We start from the raw sequence: 19,377 nt of genomic DNA, 5'->3' as shown, positions 1-19,377 counted from the left end.
TGAATCTATTCGCTTTTCAGTGTAAAATGTACTTGGGTCATGTAAAAGTCCTCCTGGGTATGTTTTTGTCGTTAAAAACATTGTACCGTAAAAGGACTGTTATATGGCCTTTTTACTTTTACACTATTATACGGACTTTATCTTAAATTGACAGAGTATAATCAATATAAAAGTGATTCTAATGTGACATTTCCTGATTCTGATTTTTGGAATAAAAATAAATATGAAAAACGTCAGGTAGAAAACCTGTGGAATTCTAATGAATTACAATATCATCGTGGATTATTATTTTTAAAAGCAATGGAACTCCAAAAACTGATATTAATTGCCAATAATGGTCCAGTTTATTATGCTATGCAAGACTTTAAAGCTCGTAATTCATATCTTGATTCAGCGCCGATTCGAGTGACTAATGCATGGAATGTGATGCATCTTATTTTTCCTGTAGTGAGTACAACATTTGCAAGTTTTGCATCAATGTATAGAGGTTTGCCTAAAGATTTTATTGATTACTTGTTTATAGATGAAGCCGGACAAGCCCTACCACAAGCAGCAGTCGGTGCATTATATCGTTCTAAGAGAGTGATTGCAGTTGGAGATCCTATTCAAATAGAGCCAGTAGTAACAATGGAAGATAATTTAATAGCTAATATTAGAAAAGGCTATAATATTCATGAACGCTTACTTTCAAAAGAATCTTCTGTTCAAACCGTAGCTGACTTTGCAAATAAATATGGATATTGGAAAACCCAGACGGATGATGATGCTAAAAAACACTGGATTGGAATTCCATTATGGGTACATAGAAGATGTTTAAAGCCAATGTTTACTATCGCCAATCAAATTGCCTATGATAATAAAATGGTCTTACCTAAAACTATTACCGATATAGGTAAAACTGGATGGGATGGTATGATGTTAAAGGTAATTCTGTACAGAGGCAATTCGTAAAAGAACAAGGGGATAAAGTCATAGCACTACTTAAAAACGATTGGAAACAAAGTATAGAAAATGGAGAGAATGAACCAAGCGTTTATGTCATTTCACCATTTACTGAAGTAAAAAAACAAATTCAATTATTAGCAAGAAGAGAATTGATTCAAACTGTAAGCGATGATACTAAAAAAGTAAGTGACTGGATCAAAAATTCAATTGGAACTGTACATACATTCCAGGGTAAAGAAGCAAAGAAAGTTTATTTTGTAATAGGTACTGACAATAATCAAGATGGGGCAGTCAATTGGTCATGTGCAAAACCAAATTTATTAAACGTTGCTGTAACAAGAGCTAAAAAAGAATTTTATATTATTGGTGATAAAGAGCGAATTAAATCTAAACCATACTACAGCGTTATTAACTTAGAATCTAATATAGAATATCTCGACGAAGCAATAGAAGGTGGTCGAGATACAAATAAAAAGTTCAATTAGTTAAATCTAATAATTTTATATAGTTGAATATAAGTCATAACAATAAAAAACACTTTCGTTGAATTCAAATGATATGCACTCCCTAAAGTCGGACTAAAATTCTAACTTTAAAGGGTGCAATTTTTATGGTTTTTTACTTCGGGTTTTTCGTGCTTTCTAAAGCGTGATATTAAAATATATAAGTGTGAAAAGATATTAATATTGTATGGGTACGGTATGGTAACAAGGAATATTTTGGACTTACGATTAAAGAAACATTTTTAACATGGTCACTTTTAGAAACTGTTCTTTCAGTTTCAGGAATTATATTTATTTTATTTATAAGTTTATTTGTATAAAGCTTAATGTTTAGGAAATTATCAGTTGAATTTTCTCTTATTATTGTAAAATAAATCCTACTTTCTAAAAATAATATAAAAACACGTTCGTTGAATTTATACTAAAAATGAATTTATACGAAGGTGTTTTTTTAATGGAAAATGTTACTTATTCATTAGAAAGTAAAAATATATCTATAGATGTATTTACTCTTGTAAAATTTAGAAGTACCTCATTATCAATCCTATAAGCAAGTGTGCATCATAAATGAAATAGTTTATTAGTGTGGTTTTTATATATTATGGGTAATAAACTTTTAGTATTTGATTAAAATGTTACTGGTGTTATCCCAGATTTTATAGCTAACAAGTGGTATGATATGTACCAAAAACAAAATGTATTTGAATCTGTTTTTCTTGAATAACACTTTTAAAATGTTAATGAAAAGGAGAAGGGTATGTATATTAAAGATGTAGCGCAAAAGACGAATTTAGAACCGCATACAATTCGTTATTATGAACAAGAGGGGTTATTACCATTTATTGAAAGAGATGAACTTGGTTATCGAGTCTTTAAAGAAAGTGATTTAGGTTGGTTTGATTTCATAAATTGCTTGAAAATAACGGGTATGTCTATCAATGATTTAAGAAAAATTATTACAATGACCGTGAATGGAGAAAAAGATTTTGACTCTAGGCGTAAAATTTTATTAAATCATAAGAAAGTTTTAGAACAGCAACAAGAAGCGTTAGACAAAGCATTTAATAAAGTAGACGTAAAACTTCAATATTTTAATGATTTAGAAAAGGAATATGAAAAGAACAGTCAAAACTAATTATTTGCTATAAAGTGCACTTTAACCCTTAGTATAAAAATATAAATATTAAATTAAAGGGAGCGTTTCAAATGGTTGAAAATAAAAAACTCGTATTGATAACAGGATCAAGTTCAGGATTAGGTTTTGAATTGGCAAAATTATTTGCAAAAGATGGTTATGATGTTGCAATGTCAGGCTCAAGTGATAGAATTTATGATTCTGCAAAAGAAATTGAAAAATTAGGTGTTGAAACGTATCCATTTCAAGCCGATGCGTCAACTTATGATGGGGTAGAAGATTTTTGGCGTTTTGTTGAAAATAAAAATCGTACTGTTGATGCGGCAGTTTTAAATGTTGGTATTAGTATTGGTGGAGCATTTTTAGAAAATGATTTAGATGAAGAGTTAAAACTGATTGATATTAATATTTCAGGTATGGTTCATATGGCTAAAAGGGTTTCACAGCATATGGCCAAAAATAAATCTGGTGATATTCTAATCGTTTCATCATTATCTGCTACGTTACCAACACCATATGAGACTGTTTATGGACCGTCCAAAGCATTTGGATTTATGTTTGCTGAAGCGTTAAGAGAAGAATTGAAAGAAAAAAATATTAATGTAACGGCTATGTTACCTGGGGCAACAAATACGGATTTTCATCATAATGCAGGTATGGATGCAACATATTTTGGAGATGAAGATCATAAAAATGATAAAGTGCTTGTTGCTGAACAAGGCTATGAAGCGTTAAAAAATAAAATCGACCACGTGGTATGTGGTGATGAAGCTACAAAAAAAGAGGCTGAAGAAAATAGAAAAACAGCTGAAGATGTTAAAGCAGCTAGACATGCAGCAAAAGCGAAACCACAATAACATTAATATACTTTTGGCATCTATTTGAAACAAATAGAGTAGGGCGTATCTTTAATAATAAAGGGATACGCCCTATTTTTATCATAAATTAATTCATACACCATGCCTATCTAGAAATGCGACTTATCCCATCACGCGCTCTAAACGACATACCGCACAAATCATCATTCCCCAGTGCTTCACAGCAATATAAATCACACAAGTTAAGTCGTGGCGCTATTTTATGGCTTTCAAGAGTTGGTTATAAACTGTTTTGGCTTGTGTCTGATTTTTAATGCCGTATACGTGTGTACGTCCATCTTTAAAAATGGTCATCGTATAGTCTCCGTAATGAGCTAATTTCACAAAATGATTACTTTTCGTTACATTGAGTGGTAGATAGTCTACATGTTCGAAGATTTGAGTGCCAAACCGGAACAAGAAAGCATCTCCGCAAAGTGCTTCAATAGATTGTTTTTGCTGTGTATGGAGTAGCTCATAGTTATGACGTATACATGTAGGACATTGGGGATCCTTCAAATTTTCTGCGTTAAATGTGTTAAATTTTAAATTAAAGCAATCGAAGGTCATTATTTTTTGAGAAAAGCCTTCACCAGCGACCCATCGAATGAGTTCTGAGACTTGCATGCTTGTTACTTGAGATACGACGGGAGGTAAGACGCCATTAATAGCGCAACTTTCACCGGTCGTTGGTATGGTTTGGAGCATGCATTTTAAGCAAGGACCTGTATAATCTATGCCAAAGACTGTACCTTTACTCCCAACGGCGGCGCCATAAATCCACGGGATATGCAGTTTATGGCAAGCTTCATTAATGAGGTATCTGATTTCAAAATGATCCATACCATCTATAACGATATCGGGTTGTGCCTCTGTTAGAACGGCTTCAATATTGGAAGGTGTTAGTTCTTGATTTACATCGGTAATGGTTACCTCGCTATTGATAAGACTGAGGTGGGTCTTCAATGCTTCTACTTTAGGCACCATATGGGCTGCGTCGGACTCATCGTAGGTTGCTTGTCTGTGCAAGTTGGATTCATCAACGATATCCATATCAATGATTGTTAACTGACCCACACCCATGCGCGCTAGCATTTCTGCGCTATGACTGCCTAATGCACCGGCGCCCATAATCATCACGTGGATCTTCTGTAGCCGATTCTGTCCTTCTTTGCCAAAATCGTGATAACGTATTTGTCGACTATAGCGTTCATTCATAGAAATCCAATGCCTTCTTGTGGGCTAGATGCTTGAGCAGTGTATTTAACTGGAATGCGACCAGCTTCATAACTTAGTCTACCTGCATGAATGCCTAATTTCATTGCTTCAGCCATTTTTACAGGGTCTTTGGCACTAGAGATGGCTGTATTTAGCAACACTGCATCTGCACCTAACTCCATTGCATGACAGGCGTCTTTAGGTGACCCGATGCCTGCGTCAACAATGATCGGTACGTTGGCTCGTTCAATAATATAATGTAAATTTAATGGATTATTGATTCCGCGCCCCGTTCCAATTGGAGATGCTAAAGGCATAATCGCGTGTACGCCTAAATCTTCTAAACGTTTGGCCAATACCACGTCATTAGATACATATGGACAAACGGTATAGCCTTCTTTTAATAATATTTCACAAGCTTTATAAGTTTCTAATGGATCTGGCAACAATGTTTCGTCATCACCAATCACTTCAACTTTGATCATGTCACAGACACCGGCGTGATTGGCAATTTTAGCAATATGCACTGCTTCATCTGCTGTTTTTGCGCCTGCCGTATTTGGAAAAGTAATGAATTTTGATAAATCAACTTTTGCTAATGGATTAGGCAATGCTTTGTCGTATAAGTTCATACGTCTGACTGCAAAGGTTAATACTTCAGTTTCAGACGTTTCAATCGCTTGTGTTTGTATCGCTTCGTTGTCAAACTTACCTGTACCTAATAATAATCTCGCTTTTAATTCAAAGTCACCAATTTTAAACATTTTATCCGCCTCCTACAAATTCTAATAGTTCAAGACAATCTTGATCATTAATCTTTACTGCTTGAAAATCTGCTTGTTTTACTAAATTTTCATTATGCTGAACAATGACTCTATCGGCATCCAACTCTAATTCTTGTAAAATAGCTTGGATACTGACTGCTTGATTAAAAGTAAAATAATCACCGTTTATAACGCATTTCATGTTTTACAGCTCCTTTCAATTGAAAAGTCTTCAAATTCAGTGGGTCTGCGTCCACTTTCAATCCATTCACTCATTTTTAAACCAATCAGTGGTGATAACAGAATGCCGTTGCGATGATGACCGGTAACAACGAATAAATGATGGTCTACTTCATCCATAATGGGTTGACCGTTTGTTGAAGTCGGTCTGATACCAGACCATTGATGAATCAGTTTACTGTTTGCTAAGTTTGGTACGTAGTGTTGCGCTTGTTTGCACAACCAATGTTTTCCGGGTTTCGTCACGCCGATAGAATAATCATCAACATAGCTTGTAGCACCGATTAAATAACGGTGATTCTTTTTTGGAACGATATAGCAACCATTTGTCATAAATAGGGTGGTCTGCAGGTTTAACGTGGGGTGTTCGACTAAGAGTACTTCACCTTTGACACCCGTGACAGGATTTTGGGAAAAATATTGATTTAATAATTGACCGCTCCAAGCACCAGCTGCAACGACAACCTTTTCGGCACGGTACGTGTCTTTTTGCGTCATGACTGTATAGCCGTTATTTTGCTTTGTAATTGCTTGAACTTCACTATGATCAATCAATTGGATATGGCGTTTGGCTAAGGAAAGTAATAGGGCTTTGGTATATTGATTCGCGTTGACTTGATGATCTTTAGGTATCAGCATCGCGGTTAAAGTTTGAGATTGAACGTTATTGTCTGTAATGGCTTCAAGGGACTTGGAAGATAATAATTGTGTGTTCGAATCGTGCTGGTGTAGAAATTGGAATTGCTGTTCCACAATGGGATTATCTATCTCATTTTTTGCCATTTTAACTAGGCCGCTTTCCAAATATTCAATATCTAGACCGACCTCAGACAGCAAACGATCTTTAAGGGAATGAAACATGGCTTGAGATTGTCTTGCTAAATGAAATAAACTACAAGATTCCGTAAATTCATTATGTGCACCTAACATACCTCCAGCTGCGTAAGAGGCATACATACCGCGAACATTGCGATCTATAATGGCTATCCGCAGACCTTTTTGACTTAATTCTCTTGCAATCGACATACCTATTACACCGGATCCAATAATAATGACATCAAATTTGGTATTCATTCCATCGCTCCCTTAATAATTGCATCGTTTTTTTGTTTTTTCGTCTGAATAGCGTTATACCTGCAATCCCATCAAATCCTTTCGGCAAATCATTCAAGGTTTGTTCATTCACACCTCCAAGTGCTACGGTTGGCATAGGGTACTGTAACACTTTATCAATTTCTGACTTTGTTCGTGGTGGTTGATTAGGCTTAGAATTTGTTCTGAAAATATGACTAAACAATATAAAATCTAAATTGAGTGCTTGTGCTTGTTTGACACTTTCCTCGTGATGCGTCGACATACTGATTTGAATATGAGGGTGTGATTTTTTAAAATCCTTTATTCGTGTGTCAGCTTCTCTAAAATGGATTGCTGATAAATGGCATTGTTCTAAAACTGCAATATGACTATGAATAATGATTTTATTTTTCGGAAACCCTGCCTGTATTAAGCGATTTATCCAATCTATTAGTTGTTGTTGTGACATTGGCGTACGTATCATTAAATAATCAATAACGGATGCTATGGTTGTGTAATGTTGAATATCGTTTGAATCTAAATTTTCAAATTCAGTAATGGCTATAAACATATGGCTCACCTCATTAAAAAAACGTCACTTCTCCTGCTGGAAAAATGACGTTGAAATAACGAGTAATATACCTAAACGCCACTTTCCTACGCCAGTACAAACTGGATCAGGTTCAGGGAATTCCTAAGTTACTACTTCGGTCTCAGCCTTTTACAAGGCACTTCCAGTGGTTTCTCAAACTATTTAATTTTTAATAATACGTTTTACTAATTTTCTGAATAATTATCTACAATCTAACGTATTCTATTCTTTTTTGCAAGTTTCACTTAAAAACAAATGTGTATATTACGATATTGAATTAACTGGTTGAACACTCTATGGCGCTCACTCCAGAAAATATTTTTAGCGTTAATCAACGTCAGATATTTCGAGTAATTTACTTGTAATGGCTTGTGTTTGCTGATAAACGGCTTGATACAATTCAAAATAAGCCATATATTGTTCGTGTCTTTGGGCATCAGGTTCAAAGCTATGTTCATATTTTATAAAATGCTTTGTCATATGCGCTGCATCTGTGTACCATCCTAAACCTAAGACAGCGAGCATGGCTGCGCCCATACAAGGTCCTTCTTCATATTTCAATTTTTTAATTTTAGCATTAAAGATATCGGCTTGGAGTTGTAACCAAAAGTCACTTTTTGCGCCACCACCAATGGATATCACATGTTCAATATTGTTACCCATGTGACGTAGATAGTTAATGGATTCATATAAAGAAAACGTAATGCCTTCTATCACGGCACGCGCGATATCACTGCTATGATGCGACGTTTTTAGTCCTATAAAACTCCCTCGAATACTTGCGTCACCATGCGGGGTACGTTCCCCGGATAAGTAAGGTGTAAATAATAGACCATGACTGCCTAATGTGGATGATTCAGCTTGTGCAACAATTTGTTCATAGCTTAAATGCGGGAGCATATGATTTTTTAACCATGTCAAACTATCGCCAGCTGCAAGTGTGACGCCCATGACGTACGACATATCGTTTACGACGTGATTAAAATAATGCATATTGTGTTTATAGTCGTATTGCTTTTCAGATTCACTCGTTAAGATAACGCCAGAAGTACCAATGCTACACAGCGTTTGGTTTTCATAGACAACTCCTGAACCGAGCGCACCGCATGCATTATCTCCGCCACCTGCAAATACTGCGACATCATGATTTAGGCCTAATTGTCTAGCTATGTCTTTAGTGACGTAGCCTACAAAGGCATCAGAATTCACGAGATCAGGATAAATATGGTCAACACCAAATTGTCGACCAATGTCTTTAGCCCAACATTTTTGTTGATTATCTAATAACAATGTACTAGATGCATCGGAATACTCCATATTTAATTTGCCTGTTAATTTAAAACGCACGTAGTCTTTAGGTAATAAAAACACGTTGGTTTTGAGCCAGTGCTCAGGTTCATTGTCCTTTATCCATAGTAATTTTGTGAGTGTAAAGCCTTCTAGGACGGGATTGTCTAATACATATTCGCCAAGTTGTGCTTTAATTAAATTACATTGTGACGTTGATCTTGTATCGTTCCACAAAATCGCATCACGGATGGGTTGATTTTCATCATCCAGAATGACTAAACTATGCATTTGTCCTGACAAAGATAAGCCCTTCACTTGATAATGATTGAGTGCCTCATTGTGTACTAACTGTTGGATGCAATGGCATGTAGCCTCAAACCAGTCATCTGGATTTTGCTCACTATAACCGTTGGCCACATGCTTTGTTTGTAGTGGTGCATGAACACTTTGTAATACGTTGCCATACCTGGATACAGCAATGACTTTAACAGCACTCGTGCCAATATCTATACCTAATACGATATCTTGCATATAACGACTCCTTTGTTTAGATATTTAGGGAGTGGGGACTGAAATCAAATTGTTTAATAGAGATTTCGTAGTGTTTCCCTAGTGCTTCCGTAGTACTTCCCTGGCGAGGATGACTGGTATAAGAGTTTACCTGAGCTAACCCTCATGTATCAGTCTCACTAGAATTTTCATGTGAAATGCATAAGTGCATAAGAATGACTCATTTTCATGACATGAAAAAGGAGTACCTTAAAGAAGTGAGGCTTTACATTTTCAGTCCAGTCATCTACTGCCTAATTGAAAAAGGTTCTGAGACAATCGATGGATGTCCCAGACTCCCTATTTATAACACGATTTAATTTAAATTAAAAATTCGTGAAAATTTTATTATAGAAAAGTGTTAAATATATGGGGGGGTGATATAGAGTGAGATTTACTAAGGTGAATTAACCGTATGACCTGTTATTACAAACAAAGTAAAGGTGTGAGTTAGTAAAAAACATGGCTTAAATCATAATTAAGCCACAAGTTAGTCATCGATAAAAAAAAGCGTTAAGTTATTCAATGTTGAGTAACTTAACGCTTTTTATTTATACACAAATTTAGTTCGCTATTTCTTTTTTAATTTGTTTGGTTGCTTGAACTTGTTGTTGATGTTTTAAATAATCGTTTACTTCTTGTTGTGACGCTTCTGGATGTTGTTTTTTATAGTTACTTGCTAACTGTTGCATTGCTTTTTTCTGTTGTTGCTGATTCGCTTGAATTCCTGTGCTGCTTTGTTTTTGCTGTGATTGTTGTAATTGTTTTGCTTGCTGAGCATCTAAAACGACCCACGTATCTTTAGGGACTGTCACAACGGTCGTTTTTTGATTAATTCTTGGTTGTCATGTCCAAAGCTAAATAATGATTTATAAACATCTGTTTTCCAAACCCAAACTGTTTTTTTAGTTTGTGTTGTTGCTTTATCAGTATCTTTTACTTCATATGTCGTTTGGTGTTTAACTGATTCTGATAATTGATCTTTATCCATATTTGGTTTGAAATGTGTCTCGGCTTTTTGATCGTCTGAATGATTTTTATAAACCATAATATAATTATTACTATTTTTGCCCATCTCGTTAGCGATTAACATATTGACTGGACTGTCTTTAGAACCAGCGCTATAGATTTCTTTTTTATCAGAAGTGACTACTTTTTTCTCCATTCCCCAATGGTGTGTCATGTTAGCTGTGATACCAATGATCATAAGTAATAAGGCTACTGTGGAAATAGAACCTAAAATATAGCGTGTGATCTTATGAGGAATTAATAACCAACTAACAAATACACATAGCGTTAAAATAATTGTTATGATCATATTATTTGTCCTCACTTTCTGATGAATTCATTTTCAAGAATGGTACGATGAGCACACCGACTAGCGCAAAGAAGATACCTATGATAAATGCTGTATTAAAGCCGTCAATTGACGCTTGTTGCGCCTGTTCAGCATATTTTAAAGGATCGATTATACAATTTTAATAATATAAATTCATTTACTTAATGAGATTTTTTAGCTAAACCACTAACAAGGGGAACGCGTCAAGAGATGGTAGATAAGATAGTTTTAGTACTCTGTAATTTTAGGTATAAGGTATATTATAACCGTTTTAGTCTATCCATCCATCGCCCACTCATTCTATTCTAGCTTATCCACCCGACGCAATTTTCTGACTCATTCCAGCTTTGCCTATCCACCTATCGCCCTTTATCTACGCACTCCACCTTTAAAATCTACAATTTCCTTATGCTTATTCATTCACTATCCCTCCGTACTCTTCTTATCGTTCTTTTAATTCACACATCCCTTTTCCTTCGTCACTCGGTCATGGAAGTTTGTAATTCTTGTTCAATTAAGTCGATATGTTTACTAATCAAATTCCGTTGTTCATTCAAGAATTCTAGGTGTGCGCGTAACACGCTTGGGACATCTATTTGGTTTTGATAAAGCATGTCTGTGTTTTTTCGGATTTCTTTTAATGGCATATTCAAATTGCTTAGGCACTGGATAAATTTAATCATTTCGATATCGTCGTCTGTGTATAAACGCTTGTTATTGCTATCTCTGTCGATGTGTTTCAAGATATTCTTTTTCTCGTAATAACGCAGTTTGCTTTTAGGTATATTGCAATAATCTGAGACATATTCAATGTAGTATTGTTTCATGTAAGCATATCCTTTCTATTAAACCAAGGTTTAACTGATATTGTAATCTATATAAACATGAATGAGGAGGAAAGACAATGAAAAAGGCTTTAATTGTTGTAACAAACATTGCGAAATACGATAATTTAGACAGACCTACGGGTGCGTGGTTCTCAGAGGTTACGCACTTTGCGAAAGATTTCTATGACGCCGGTTATGATGTTGATTTCGTAAGTCCGAACGGTGGATATGTGCCTCTTGATCCTATCAGTCTTAGCCCTGAAATGATGGGAGCTGAGGACTGGGAATACTACACGGATCATGATTATATGAATAAATTTGGACAAACATTATCTCCAAAAGAGGTTAATCCTAGCGACTATCAAGCCATTTACTTTGCAGGTGGACATGGTGCGATTTGGGATTTTAGAAATAACAAAGAACTTAACGACATTGCGTTAAGTATTTACAATAACCAAGGCGTTCTCTCTTCTGTATGTCATGGTGCGGCTGCTCTACTCGACATTAAAGAAAATGGCGATTACCTCGTTCGTCATAAAGACGTGACTGGTTTTACAAATAGTGAAGAACAAGCAAATGGTACAACTGAATACATGCCATATTTATTAGAAGACGAATTTATTAGTAACGGTGCACATTTTAAAAAAGAGGATGACTGGAGCAATTTCGCAGTCGTAGATGGTCGCATTGTCACTGGTCAAAATCCTCAATCAGGACATGCTGTTGCTGAACATGCTTTAAAAATCTTAGCTAATCAATAATTTCATAAAGGAGCGATACACATGAAATCATTAATTATTGGCGCTAATGGTGGCGTCGGTCAACATCTTATACGTAAACTGAAAGCACGAAACGTTGACTTTACTGCCGGTGTTAGAAAAGAAGAACAAGTTGAAGTTTTAAAAGCAGATGGTATTGATGCAACTTACATTGATGTTGCAAAACAATCTATTGATGAATTAATAGAATTATTTAAACCGTATGATCAAATCCTTTTTTCCGTCGGTTCTGGTGGAAGCACAGGTGACGATCAAACAATCATAGTAGATTTAGACGGTGCAGTGAAAGCAATTAAAGCAAGTGAACACGTCGGTCGTCAACACTTTGTTATGGTATCAACCTACGACTCACGTCGAGAAGCTTTTGATGCGTCAGGCGACTTGAAACCATATACCATTGCAAAACATTATGCGGATGACTACTTAAGACATGCAAATTTAAAATATACCATCGTACATCCAGGCACTTTAACAAACGAACATGAAACGCAACAATTCAATATGAGTGCGCAATTTGAAAATGTACAAAATCCGTCTATTACAAGAGAAGATGTAGCAGAAGTGCTTGTTTCTGTATTAACTGATGAAGCATTACAAGGTCACGAATTCCAAATCATCAATGGGGATTTGTCATTATCAGATGCTACGACTAAATATCTGGAGGAATAATAAATGAATAATCAACAAGTTGTACTTGCAAAACGACCACAAAATATCCCTCAAGACGATGTATTTAGATTTGAAACAATAGAAACTCGAGAACCACATGCAGGTGAGGTTCAAGTAGAATCCATTTATGTATCTGTAGATCCTTACATGAGAGGCAGAATGAATGATACAAAAAGTTATGTTCAACCTTTCCAAGTGAATGAGCCATTACAAGGTCATATTGTTGGAAAAGTCACACAATCGAACGATGAACGTCTATCTGTCGGCGATTATGTCACAGGCATATTACCATGGAAAAAGATAAATACAGTGAATGGAGACGATGTGACCCCTGTGCCATCAAAAGATGTACCATTACATTTATATTTGAGTGTTTTAGGCATGCCGGGAATGACGGCCTATACAGGATTGCTTCAAATTGGTCAACCACAATCTGGCGAGACGGTTGTCGTGTCAGCTGCATCAGGTGCAGTAGGCTCTGTCGTAGGACAAATTGCTAAGATTAAAGGCGCAAAAGTTGTCGGTATTGCTGGTGGTAAGCAGAAAACAACATATTTAACAGATGAATTAGGATTTGATGCGGCCATTGACTATAAACAAGATGATTTCGCACAGCAACTCGAAGCGGCTGTACCAGATGGTATTGATGTGTATTTTGAAAATGTAGGCGGCGCAATTTCTGATGAAGTGTTTAAACACTTAAATCGATTTGCACGCGTTCCGGTATGTGGTGCAATTTCAGCATATAATAATGAAAAAGACGATATTGGACCACGTATCCAAGGAACGTTGATTAAAAATCAAGCATTGATGCAAGGTTTTGTAGTAGCACAATTCGCTGATCATTTTAAAGAAGCAAGCGAACAACTCGCACAATGGGTGTCTGAAGGTAAAATTAAATTTGAAGTGACGATAGATGAAGGTTTTGACAATTTACCTTCTGCATTTAGAAAGTTATTCACAGGAGAGAATTTTGGTAAACAAGTTGTCAAAGTCTCTGAAGAATAGGAGAAGACTATGAAAAATATCATCGTAAGATTCATATTTAGTTTACTGTTTTATAAAAGTGGTGTTGCACACTTTAAAAATAAAGATATGTTTTTAAAAATCGTGCCGTCCTATTTACCTTTCAAACACGCAATAGTTAAGTATTCGGGCATATTAGAATTTATAATTGCTTTTTATGTACTCGGTGCTAAAAATAGATCACGCGTAAGAAAAGTAGTACAAGGATTCCTTTGGCTCGTATTTCCTGCAAATATTTACGCTGCACGTAAGAACATCTCTTACAAAGATGAAAGAGATGAAACAGATAGTGTTAAGCAGCATGTCATTCGTTTACCATTACAATTTGTCATGGTCGCACTTGCGAAACTATTATAAGCCTTATCATAGCCACGCCTGGAACATTACTTTTGTTCCAGGCGATTTTTTAATATTTACACTTAAAATCGACGTATATCAAATGATTCTCTTGACAACGCTTATGTGCTCTTTGTTTAAATAAGCTCATATCAGACATTTACTTTTCAATTTTTCTATAGTGATAAGCTTCTAAATTAAGAAAAGCATAAGTTAATTTGCGAGTATGAGTGTAAGAAGAAATAAAAAATGTATTTTATCATATCATGCTATCGCAACATTGTAACATTAATGTAATAACGTGACCTGTAAGACAAATATGAGGAGGGTTTTTATGAAAAAAGTTTCTAACTTTATTTTAGCTAGTAGTTTAGTTTTGGGCTTTTTCGTAACGCCCGAATTATTTAACATCACTCAAGCACATGCGCAAGAATCTGTGAAACCTTATTATAGTTACAGTGGTTATACAGCAAATCAAAGTAATTTTATTCTAGATAAGAATTTTAAAACATCTCAAAAAGCTGATAACTTCAAGATTAATAATTACAAGATTACTAAAAATGCATTAGCTAAAAATAATAAAGATTTAAACGATCCAACATATTACGGGGTTTCTAATCATAAAGCGAATGGTGTTTTCTTCTTATTAGACGGTAAGTCAGTGAGCAAAAAAGAATTATTGAATTATTACGGTGAACCAAAGTATACATCTACATCAGCCTGAGGCAAAGAATATATGTATAAAATAGAAAATGATGACTTTTTAAAATATAAAGTTGTAGTAGATACATTGTAAAAATAAACTTAAATTGCTCAAATACTTTTCAATAATATCAATATATATATTAAATCGAAAGTGATTATATAGTACCAAAGCAAATATGGTACTAATTCCAGCTTATACAGGAAAAGATAAAGAATTTTTTATACTAGTGACATCATTAAAGCAAGTAAGATTATTCCTTTTTTAGTCAAATTCTTGTGGTTTGATAAATTTATTGATTAATTATTATAAATAAAGATTGAAAAGCTTTAAGAAGGGTAAAATATTAAATAAGAGACTTGGAGCTCTTGTCAATTAAGATAATGAGCAAGTGAGCTCGTTAAGTTAAAGATGAGCTGAGGTAAAGTTTACCTGCTCATCTTTTTCTATTTGGAGGCTAAATATATGAAAAAAATATTATTAACAGGCGCTTCGGGATATATCGGTAGTCACTTAATGAATAAATTAAAAGATAACTATGAAATTATAGCTATTTCTAGAAATATAGAAAATAAATCAAATGAACACAATGTTACTTGGAAGGCAGCTGACTTGTTTGATTTAAATGAAATCACTGAGGTAATGGAGGATATTGATATCGCTATATATCTTGTCCATTCTATGATGCCTTCAGCTAAGTTAACGCAGGCGAGCTTTGAAGATATGGATGCATTATTAGCTGATAATTTTGCTAAAGCCGCAAGTTATAACAAAGTTCAGCATATTGTATTTATGAGTGGTTTGATACCTAATACAAATGAATTATCACCACATTTAAGAAGCCGTTTAGAGTGCGAACAGATTTTAGGATCATATGGTGTACCAGTAAGTACTTTAAGAGCTGGTTTGATTATAGGCTCTAAAGGAAGTTCTTACCCTATATTAAAAAAATTAGTAGAAAGATTACCTGGCCTGTTACTACCAAAATGGGCTTATAATACAACATTGCCAGTTGCAATAGACGACGTGATTGACGGTTTATATAAAATTGTAGAGCGTAATCCAAATGAGAACGAATCGATAGATATTGGTGGACCTAGTCATATGACTTATAAAGATCTATTCAAGCAAACTGCAGAGGTACTAGATAAACGATTACCTACGATAGATTTGCCTATTATTCCCATTTGGCTAAGTAAATATTGGGTGAAACTTATTTCAGGTGTTCCAAAAGAAATGGTCTATCCGTTAATGGATAGCTTAATTCATGATATGATTAGAAATGATGAAAATATTGTGAAAGACATTTCTATAGGCAAGATTGATTATAAGGAAAGTGTGCGTAATGCCTTGGAAGAAGAAACTAAGACACAAAAGAAAGGGAAGTCATCACGTAAGGGCGATATTAAAGATGTTAGAGCAATATCAAGGGTAGTCTTACCTAAAGATGTAAATATGATTCAATTGGCAGAATCATATGCAAATTTTTTAAATAGAATTACATTAAATGTCGTTAATAGTGATTTTAACGAAGATAACTTTACGATTAGTGTGCCGTGTTTAAATAAGGACTTACTATTATTAAGTAAAGATTTTAAAGCTTCTAATAATGAGAGAATTTTATATCGAATTGTTGGTGGAGATTTCGCTTTAGATTCAGATGGTGGTAATGCGAGATTAGAGTTTAGAAGATTACCTAATAGTGACGCATGTATCATAGCGTTACAAGAATATGAACCGACGTTACCTTGGTGGGTATATAAGTATACCCAAGCAAAAGTTCATAAAAGTGTAATGAATCTTTTTAACTTCAAGATTAATAGCCAAAAAACTAATAAAGGAGAATACTTTAATATGAAGAAGTTTATTTTGCCAATTGTTATTACAGGTGCAATTGTTTTGAAAGTATATGGATTGAAAAAGTATTTAGCTAGAAAAAATAACATGTCCAATGCCGAATTGTAACGGCTAAAATAAAGGCTAGTTACTTTTACAAAAAAAGAGGGGATCAACTATGAAAGCAAACGAGATAATTAAAACAATTATAAAAGTTATAACACCAATTACAGGTGGTAAATTTATAGGGAAATTTGCAGTGAAAAACGCGAGAAAAGATTATAAAAATAATGTTAAACCACCTTTTTCACCACCCGGCTATGTCTTTCCAATTGTGTGGCCAATACTTTATACAACGATGGGCGTAGCTTATGCATTAGTGACTAATAAATCTACTAGTAAGGCTTTGAAAGGTGCTTATTACTCACAATTAAGCCTGAATTATCTATGGTCGATATTATACTTCAAATATAAATTACGCTTTAGTGCGTTGATAGAGAATGTTGTATTACTGGGCGCAGTAGTTACAACAACTGTAAAATTTTTCAATGTAAAAAAAGTTGCTGGCATTTTACTAGTTCCATATATGCTTTGGAGCGCTTTTGCTACTTATTTAACAGCTGGTAATTGGTATTTAAATAAAGATAACCCAAGCTATACAGCGAAATCTGAGCATTAAATTGATGAAAAAGATTATATATAGTGCACTATATTGGTTTATAGTTCAAATGATTATTGCTCAACTTGGTACTCGTATTAGTTATAAGTTCTTAGAAAAAGATAATAAGTATTTTCGAAGTTGGAATATTGAACAAGAGGGTCAATTATGGCAACAATTAGTTAAAGTGCAATATTGGAAAGATCATTTGCCAGACGGTCAAAATCTTAACCCTAATATCAGTAGTAAAGCGACTTTCAATTTATCTAAAAATATGAATGATATACAGCGATTTATATTAGAAACTAGACGTGCAGAGGTGGTTCATCTGCTATCCATATTTCCTGTTATTGCGTTTTTTAAAGCGTCAAAAAGTGTTAAAATAATTAATTTTATATATGTCATTATAGCTAATGTGCCTTGTATGATTGTTCAGCGCTATAATCGCCCTAAGTTAATACGTATTTATAATAAATTACAAAAAAGAAAAGGTGATTAAATGGGAAATAAGAAAGTGGTTGTCATAGGAGGTGGCTTGGGAGGGATTGCTAGCGCAATTTGTATGGCTCAAGCAGGCTATCAAGTGGATTTATATGAACAAAATAAGCATATCGGTGGAAAGGTAAATAGGTTAGACATAGATGACTATGGATTTGATCTCGGTCCATCAATTTTAACCATGCCTAAAGTATTTCAACGCCTATTTCAACGATGTGATGAAAGGCTAGAAGATTATGTTAGCATTCGTAAGTTAAGTTTACAGATTAGAAACGTTTATCCAGATGGCCAAATTTTAGATTTATATGAATCCATGGAAGATATGTTAACAAATAATGAATCGTTAACAAATAAAGATATAGAGCAACTTTCTTCGTTTTTTAGTTACGCACAAAAGATACATCAAGTGGCTGAAAAAAGCTACTTTGATAAGGGGTTAGATACGATGTATGCAATCATTCGTTATCATGGTCCATTTTCAGCTTTAAAACAATTCGACTATTTTCACACAATGCAACAAGCCATTAATAAAAGGGTAGATAACCCCTATTTAAGAGAAATGTTAGGTTATTTCATAAAATATGTAGGCTCCTCATCTTATGATGCTCCGGCTGTATTGAGTTTATTACCTCAAATGCAACATGAGGAAGGTTTGTGGTACGTAGATGGTGGCATTCATAAGTTAGCGGAAGCGATGGAACAATTAGCGAGAAAATTAGGCGTGGGCATACATTTTAACACCCCTGTAAAACGTATCAATTATAATAGTCAAAATAAGGTGACAGGGATAACAATAGAAAATAATGAGGACATATATGCAGATTACATTATATCTAATATGGAAGTAATCCCTGTTTATAAGTATTTATTGAATTTTGATGCAAATCAAATAAACAAATTGGAACGTAAATTTGAGCCAGCTAGTTCAGGTTATGTCATGCATCTTGGTGTGGACAAAAGTTATCCAGAGCTTCACCATCATAACTTTTTCTTTTCAAGTAATTCTAAAGTTAATTATGATCAAGTTTTTCACCAGTATGTTTTGCCTGAAGATCCGACTATTTATGTAGTTAATACAAATAAAACAGATAAGACACAGGCGCCAGAAGGACACGAGAATATAAAAATATTGCCACACATACCGTACATTCAGAATAAGTTATTTAGTGAAGCAGAATATCTGCAATTCCGAGAACGTATATTGAATAAATTAGAGTCCATGGGCTTGAAAGATTTGAGAAAGCACATTGTATATGAAGACGTATGGACGCCACATGACATCGAAAATACATACAATTCTAATAAAGGAGCTATATATGGCGTAGTTTCTAATAAGAAGAAAAATAAAGGTTTCAAGTTTCCTAAAAAAAGTCAGTACTTCAAAAATTTGTACTTTGTAGGTGGTTCTGTAAATCCTGGCGCTGGTATGCCTATGGTCACTTTGAGTGGTATGCAAGTAGCAGAAGCTATTATTAATGGAGAAAGTAGTTGAGGCTGAATGATACTATATATAATAGCAATAGTATTGACGATACTATC

General features: G+C 34.5%; 19 protein-coding genes, 5 pseudogenes and 1 riboswitch. Of the genes and pseudogenes, 14 read left to right on the top strand and 10 right to left on the bottom strand.

Features of this window, described 5'->3' with window-relative positions:
* Window positions 1–144 precede the first annotated feature (144 nt).
* Window positions 145–1,430 (top strand): annotated as a pseudogene (locus tag KA900_RS11870) (DEAD/DEAH box helicase); the annotation flags it as partial.
* 131 nt (window positions 1,431–1,561) lie between these two features.
* Here the strand turns inward: KA900_RS11870 and KA900_RS14820 are convergent.
* Window positions 1,562–1,657 (bottom strand): annotated as a pseudogene (locus tag KA900_RS14820) (hypothetical protein); the annotation flags it as partial.
* Here KA900_RS14820 and KA900_RS11865 point away from each other — a divergent pair.
* From KA900_RS11865 to KA900_RS11855, 3 genes and pseudogenes are all read left to right on the top strand, one after another.
* A pseudogene (locus tag KA900_RS11865) lies at window positions 1,655–1,768 on the top strand (GntT/GntP/DsdX family permease); the annotation flags it as partial. The pseudogenes KA900_RS14820 and KA900_RS11865 overlap by 3 nt on opposite strands.
* A 437-nt stretch (window positions 1,769–2,205) precedes the next feature.
* Window positions 2,206–2,583, top strand: coding sequence for a MerR family transcriptional regulator (locus tag KA900_RS11860; protein WP_210139686.1), 378 nt, complete (start codon window positions 2,206–2,208; stop codon window positions 2,581–2,583).
* Between the two features lie 71 nt (window positions 2,584–2,654).
* Entirely contained in the window at window positions 2,655–3,440 is a 786-nt protein-coding gene (locus KA900_RS11855; RefSeq protein ID WP_210139685.1) for an SDR family NAD(P)-dependent oxidoreductase, read from the top strand.
* A gap of 216 nt (window positions 3,441–3,656) precedes the next feature.
* Here KA900_RS11855 and KA900_RS11850 read toward each other — a convergent pair whose 3' ends face one another.
* The 9 genes from KA900_RS11850 to KA900_RS11815 form a co-directional block, all read right to left on the bottom strand.
* The gene (locus tag KA900_RS11850) at window positions 3,657–4,658 is read right to left on the bottom strand and encodes a ThiF family adenylyltransferase (protein ID WP_210139684.1); all 1,002 of its coding nucleotides are present in this window, start codon (window positions 4,656–4,658) and stop codon (window positions 3,657–3,659) included.
* Entirely contained in the window at window positions 4,655–5,422 is a 768-nt protein-coding gene (locus KA900_RS11845) for a thiazole synthase (RefSeq protein ID WP_210139683.1), read from the bottom strand. Before KA900_RS11845 ends, KA900_RS11850 begins: the two co-directional genes overlap by 4 nt.
* 1 nt (window position 5,423) lies before the next feature.
* Entirely contained in the window at window positions 5,424–5,624 is a 201-nt protein-coding gene (thiS, locus tag KA900_RS11840) for a sulfur carrier protein ThiS (RefSeq protein WP_002482018.1), read from the bottom strand.
* Window positions 5,621–6,736 carry a glycine oxidase ThiO gene (thiO, locus tag KA900_RS11835; protein WP_145437333.1) on the bottom strand — a complete coding sequence of 372 codons (1,116 nt, stop codon included), beginning with the start codon at window positions 6,734–6,736 and terminating at the stop codon, window positions 5,621–5,623. Before thiO ends, thiS begins: the two co-directional genes overlap by 4 nt.
* Entirely contained in the window at window positions 6,720–7,307 is a 588-nt protein-coding gene (locus tag KA900_RS11830; RefSeq protein WP_210139682.1) for a thiamine phosphate synthase, read from the bottom strand. Before KA900_RS11830 ends, thiO begins: the two co-directional genes overlap by 17 nt.
* A gap of 66 nt (window positions 7,308–7,373) precedes the next feature.
* Window positions 7,374–7,482: riboswitch (TPP riboswitch) on the bottom strand.
* A gap of 173 nt (window positions 7,483–7,655) precedes the next feature.
* A complete protein-coding gene (xylB, locus tag KA900_RS11825; protein WP_210139681.1) occupies window positions 7,656–9,149 on the bottom strand; it encodes a xylulokinase in 1,494 nt (497 codons plus the stop codon).
* Window positions 9,150–9,730: 581 nt separating this feature from the next.
* Window positions 9,731–9,982, bottom strand: coding sequence for a hypothetical protein (locus KA900_RS14815; protein WP_245339189.1), 252 nt, complete (start codon window positions 9,980–9,982; stop codon window positions 9,731–9,733).
* Window positions 9,979–10,485: a DUF4811 domain-containing protein gene (locus tag KA900_RS11820; protein ID WP_245339187.1), complete on the bottom strand. Its 507-nt coding sequence runs from the start codon at window positions 10,483–10,485 to the stop codon at window positions 9,979–9,981. The genes KA900_RS14815 and KA900_RS11820 overlap by 4 nt, the downstream gene beginning before the upstream one ends.
* A 500-nt stretch (window positions 10,486–10,985) precedes the next feature.
* Entirely contained in the window at window positions 10,986–11,333 is a 348-nt protein-coding gene (locus KA900_RS11815) for a MerR family transcriptional regulator (protein ID WP_210139680.1), read from the bottom strand.
* Window positions 11,334–11,410: 77 nt separating this feature from the next.
* Between KA900_RS11815 and KA900_RS11810 the strand changes: the two genes are divergently transcribed.
* The 10 genes and pseudogenes from KA900_RS11810 (at window position 11,411) to KA900_RS11770 (ending at window position 19,330) form a co-directional block, all read left to right on the top strand.
* The gene (locus KA900_RS11810) at window positions 11,411–12,094 is read left to right on the top strand and encodes a type 1 glutamine amidotransferase domain-containing protein (protein ID WP_210139679.1); all 684 of its coding nucleotides are present in this window, start codon (window positions 11,411–11,413) and stop codon (window positions 12,092–12,094) included.
* A 21-nt stretch (window positions 12,095–12,115) separates the two neighbouring features.
* Window positions 12,116–12,781 carry an SDR family oxidoreductase gene (locus KA900_RS11805; RefSeq protein WP_210139678.1) on the top strand — a complete coding sequence of 222 codons (666 nt, stop codon included), beginning with the start codon at window positions 12,116–12,118 and terminating at the stop codon, window positions 12,779–12,781.
* A 3-nt stretch (window positions 12,782–12,784) separates the two neighbouring features.
* A complete protein-coding gene (locus KA900_RS11800; protein ID WP_210139677.1) occupies window positions 12,785–13,789 on the top strand; it encodes an NADP-dependent oxidoreductase in 1,005 nt (334 codons plus the stop codon).
* A gap of 9 nt (window positions 13,790–13,798) precedes the next feature.
* Window positions 13,799–14,164 (top strand): DoxX family protein, encoded by a 366-nt coding sequence (locus KA900_RS11795; protein ID WP_069821800.1) that lies wholly within the window; start codon window positions 13,799–13,801, stop codon window positions 14,162–14,164.
* A gap of 313 nt (window positions 14,165–14,477) precedes the next feature.
* Window positions 14,478–14,864: pseudogene (isaB, locus tag KA900_RS11790) on the top strand (immunodominant staphylococcal antigen IsaB family protein); the annotation flags it as partial.
* A 139-nt stretch (window positions 14,865–15,003) separates the two neighbouring features.
* Window positions 15,004–15,149 (top strand): annotated as a pseudogene (locus KA900_RS14810) (hypothetical protein); the annotation flags it as partial.
* A gap of 162 nt (window positions 15,150–15,311) precedes the next feature.
* Window positions 15,312–16,811, top strand: coding sequence for an NAD-dependent epimerase/dehydratase family protein (locus KA900_RS11785; protein ID WP_210139676.1), 1,500 nt, complete (start codon window positions 15,312–15,314; stop codon window positions 16,809–16,811).
* A 49-nt stretch (window positions 16,812–16,860) separates the two neighbouring features.
* The gene (locus KA900_RS11780) at window positions 16,861–17,361 is read left to right on the top strand and encodes a TspO/MBR family protein (protein WP_210139675.1); all 501 of its coding nucleotides are present in this window, start codon (window positions 16,861–16,863) and stop codon (window positions 17,359–17,361) included.
* Window positions 17,362–17,365: 4 nt separating this feature from the next.
* The gene (locus KA900_RS11775) at window positions 17,366–17,839 is read left to right on the top strand and encodes a glycosyl-4,4'-diaponeurosporenoate acyltransferase CrtO family protein (RefSeq protein WP_210139674.1); all 474 of its coding nucleotides are present in this window, start codon (window positions 17,366–17,368) and stop codon (window positions 17,837–17,839) included.
* Window positions 17,840–19,330, top strand: coding sequence for a phytoene desaturase family protein (locus tag KA900_RS11770; RefSeq protein WP_210139673.1), 1,491 nt, complete (start codon window positions 17,840–17,842; stop codon window positions 19,328–19,330).
* Window positions 19,331–19,377: the final 47 nt, after the last annotated feature.

It is taken from the genome of Staphylococcus sp. GDY8P120P, from assembly GCF_017892065.1.
Taxonomy (GTDB): Bacteria; Bacillota; Bacilli; order Staphylococcales; family Staphylococcaceae; genus Staphylococcus; species Staphylococcus nepalensis.
The sequence above is the reverse complement of the archived record's forward strand: the minus strand, read 5'-3'. Positions and strand labels throughout refer to the sequence as shown.

Coding starts and splice junctions, on each gene's coding strand:
- KA900_RS11775 (WP_210139674.1), top strand. CDS start 17,366: ATGAAAAAGATTATATATAGTGCACTATATTGGTTTATAGTTCAAATG.
- KA900_RS11860 (WP_210139686.1), top strand. CDS start 2,206: ATGTATATTAAAGATGTAGCGCAAAAGACGAATTTAGAACCGCATACA.
- KA900_RS11770 (WP_210139673.1), top strand. CDS start 17,840: ATGGGAAATAAGAAAGTGGTTGTCATAGGAGGTGGCTTGGGAGGGATT.
- thiO (WP_145437333.1), bottom strand. CDS start 6,736: ATGAATACCAAATTTGATGTCATTATTATTGGATCCGGTGTAATAGGT.
- KA900_RS11845 (WP_210139683.1), bottom strand. CDS start 5,422: ATGTTTAAAATTGGTGACTTTGAATTAAAAGCGAGATTATTATTAGGT.
- KA900_RS11850 (WP_210139684.1), bottom strand. CDS start 4,658: ATGAATGAACGCTATAGTCGACAAATACGTTATCACGATTTTGGCAAA.
- KA900_RS11780 (WP_210139675.1), top strand. CDS start 16,861: ATGAAAGCAAACGAGATAATTAAAACAATTATAAAAGTTATAACACCA.
- KA900_RS11810 (WP_210139679.1), top strand. CDS start 11,411: ATGAAAAAGGCTTTAATTGTTGTAACAAACATTGCGAAATACGATAAT.
- KA900_RS11800 (WP_210139677.1), top strand. CDS start 12,785: ATGAATAATCAACAAGTTGTACTTGCAAAACGACCACAAAATATCCCT.
- KA900_RS11795 (WP_069821800.1), top strand. CDS start 13,799: ATGAAAAATATCATCGTAAGATTCATATTTAGTTTACTGTTTTATAAA.
- KA900_RS11830 (WP_210139682.1), bottom strand. CDS start 7,307: ATGTTTATAGCCATTACTGAATTTGAAAATTTAGATTCAAACGATATT.
- KA900_RS11785 (WP_210139676.1), top strand. CDS start 15,312: ATGAAAAAAATATTATTAACAGGCGCTTCGGGATATATCGGTAGTCAC.
- KA900_RS11820 (WP_245339187.1), bottom strand. CDS start 10,485: ATGATCATAACAATTATTTTAACGCTATGTGTATTTGTTAGTTGGTTA.
- KA900_RS11805 (WP_210139678.1), top strand. CDS start 12,116: ATGAAATCATTAATTATTGGCGCTAATGGTGGCGTCGGTCAACATCTT.
- thiS (WP_002482018.1), bottom strand. CDS start 5,624: ATGAAATGCGTTATAAACGGTGATTATTTTACTTTTAATCAAGCAGTC.
- KA900_RS11855 (WP_210139685.1), top strand. CDS start 2,655: ATGGTTGAAAATAAAAAACTCGTATTGATAACAGGATCAAGTTCAGGA.
- xylB (WP_210139681.1), bottom strand. CDS start 9,149: ATGCAAGATATCGTATTAGGTATAGATATTGGCACGAGTGCTGTTAAA.
- KA900_RS11815 (WP_210139680.1), bottom strand. CDS start 11,333: ATGAAACAATACTACATTGAATATGTCTCAGATTATTGCAATATACCT.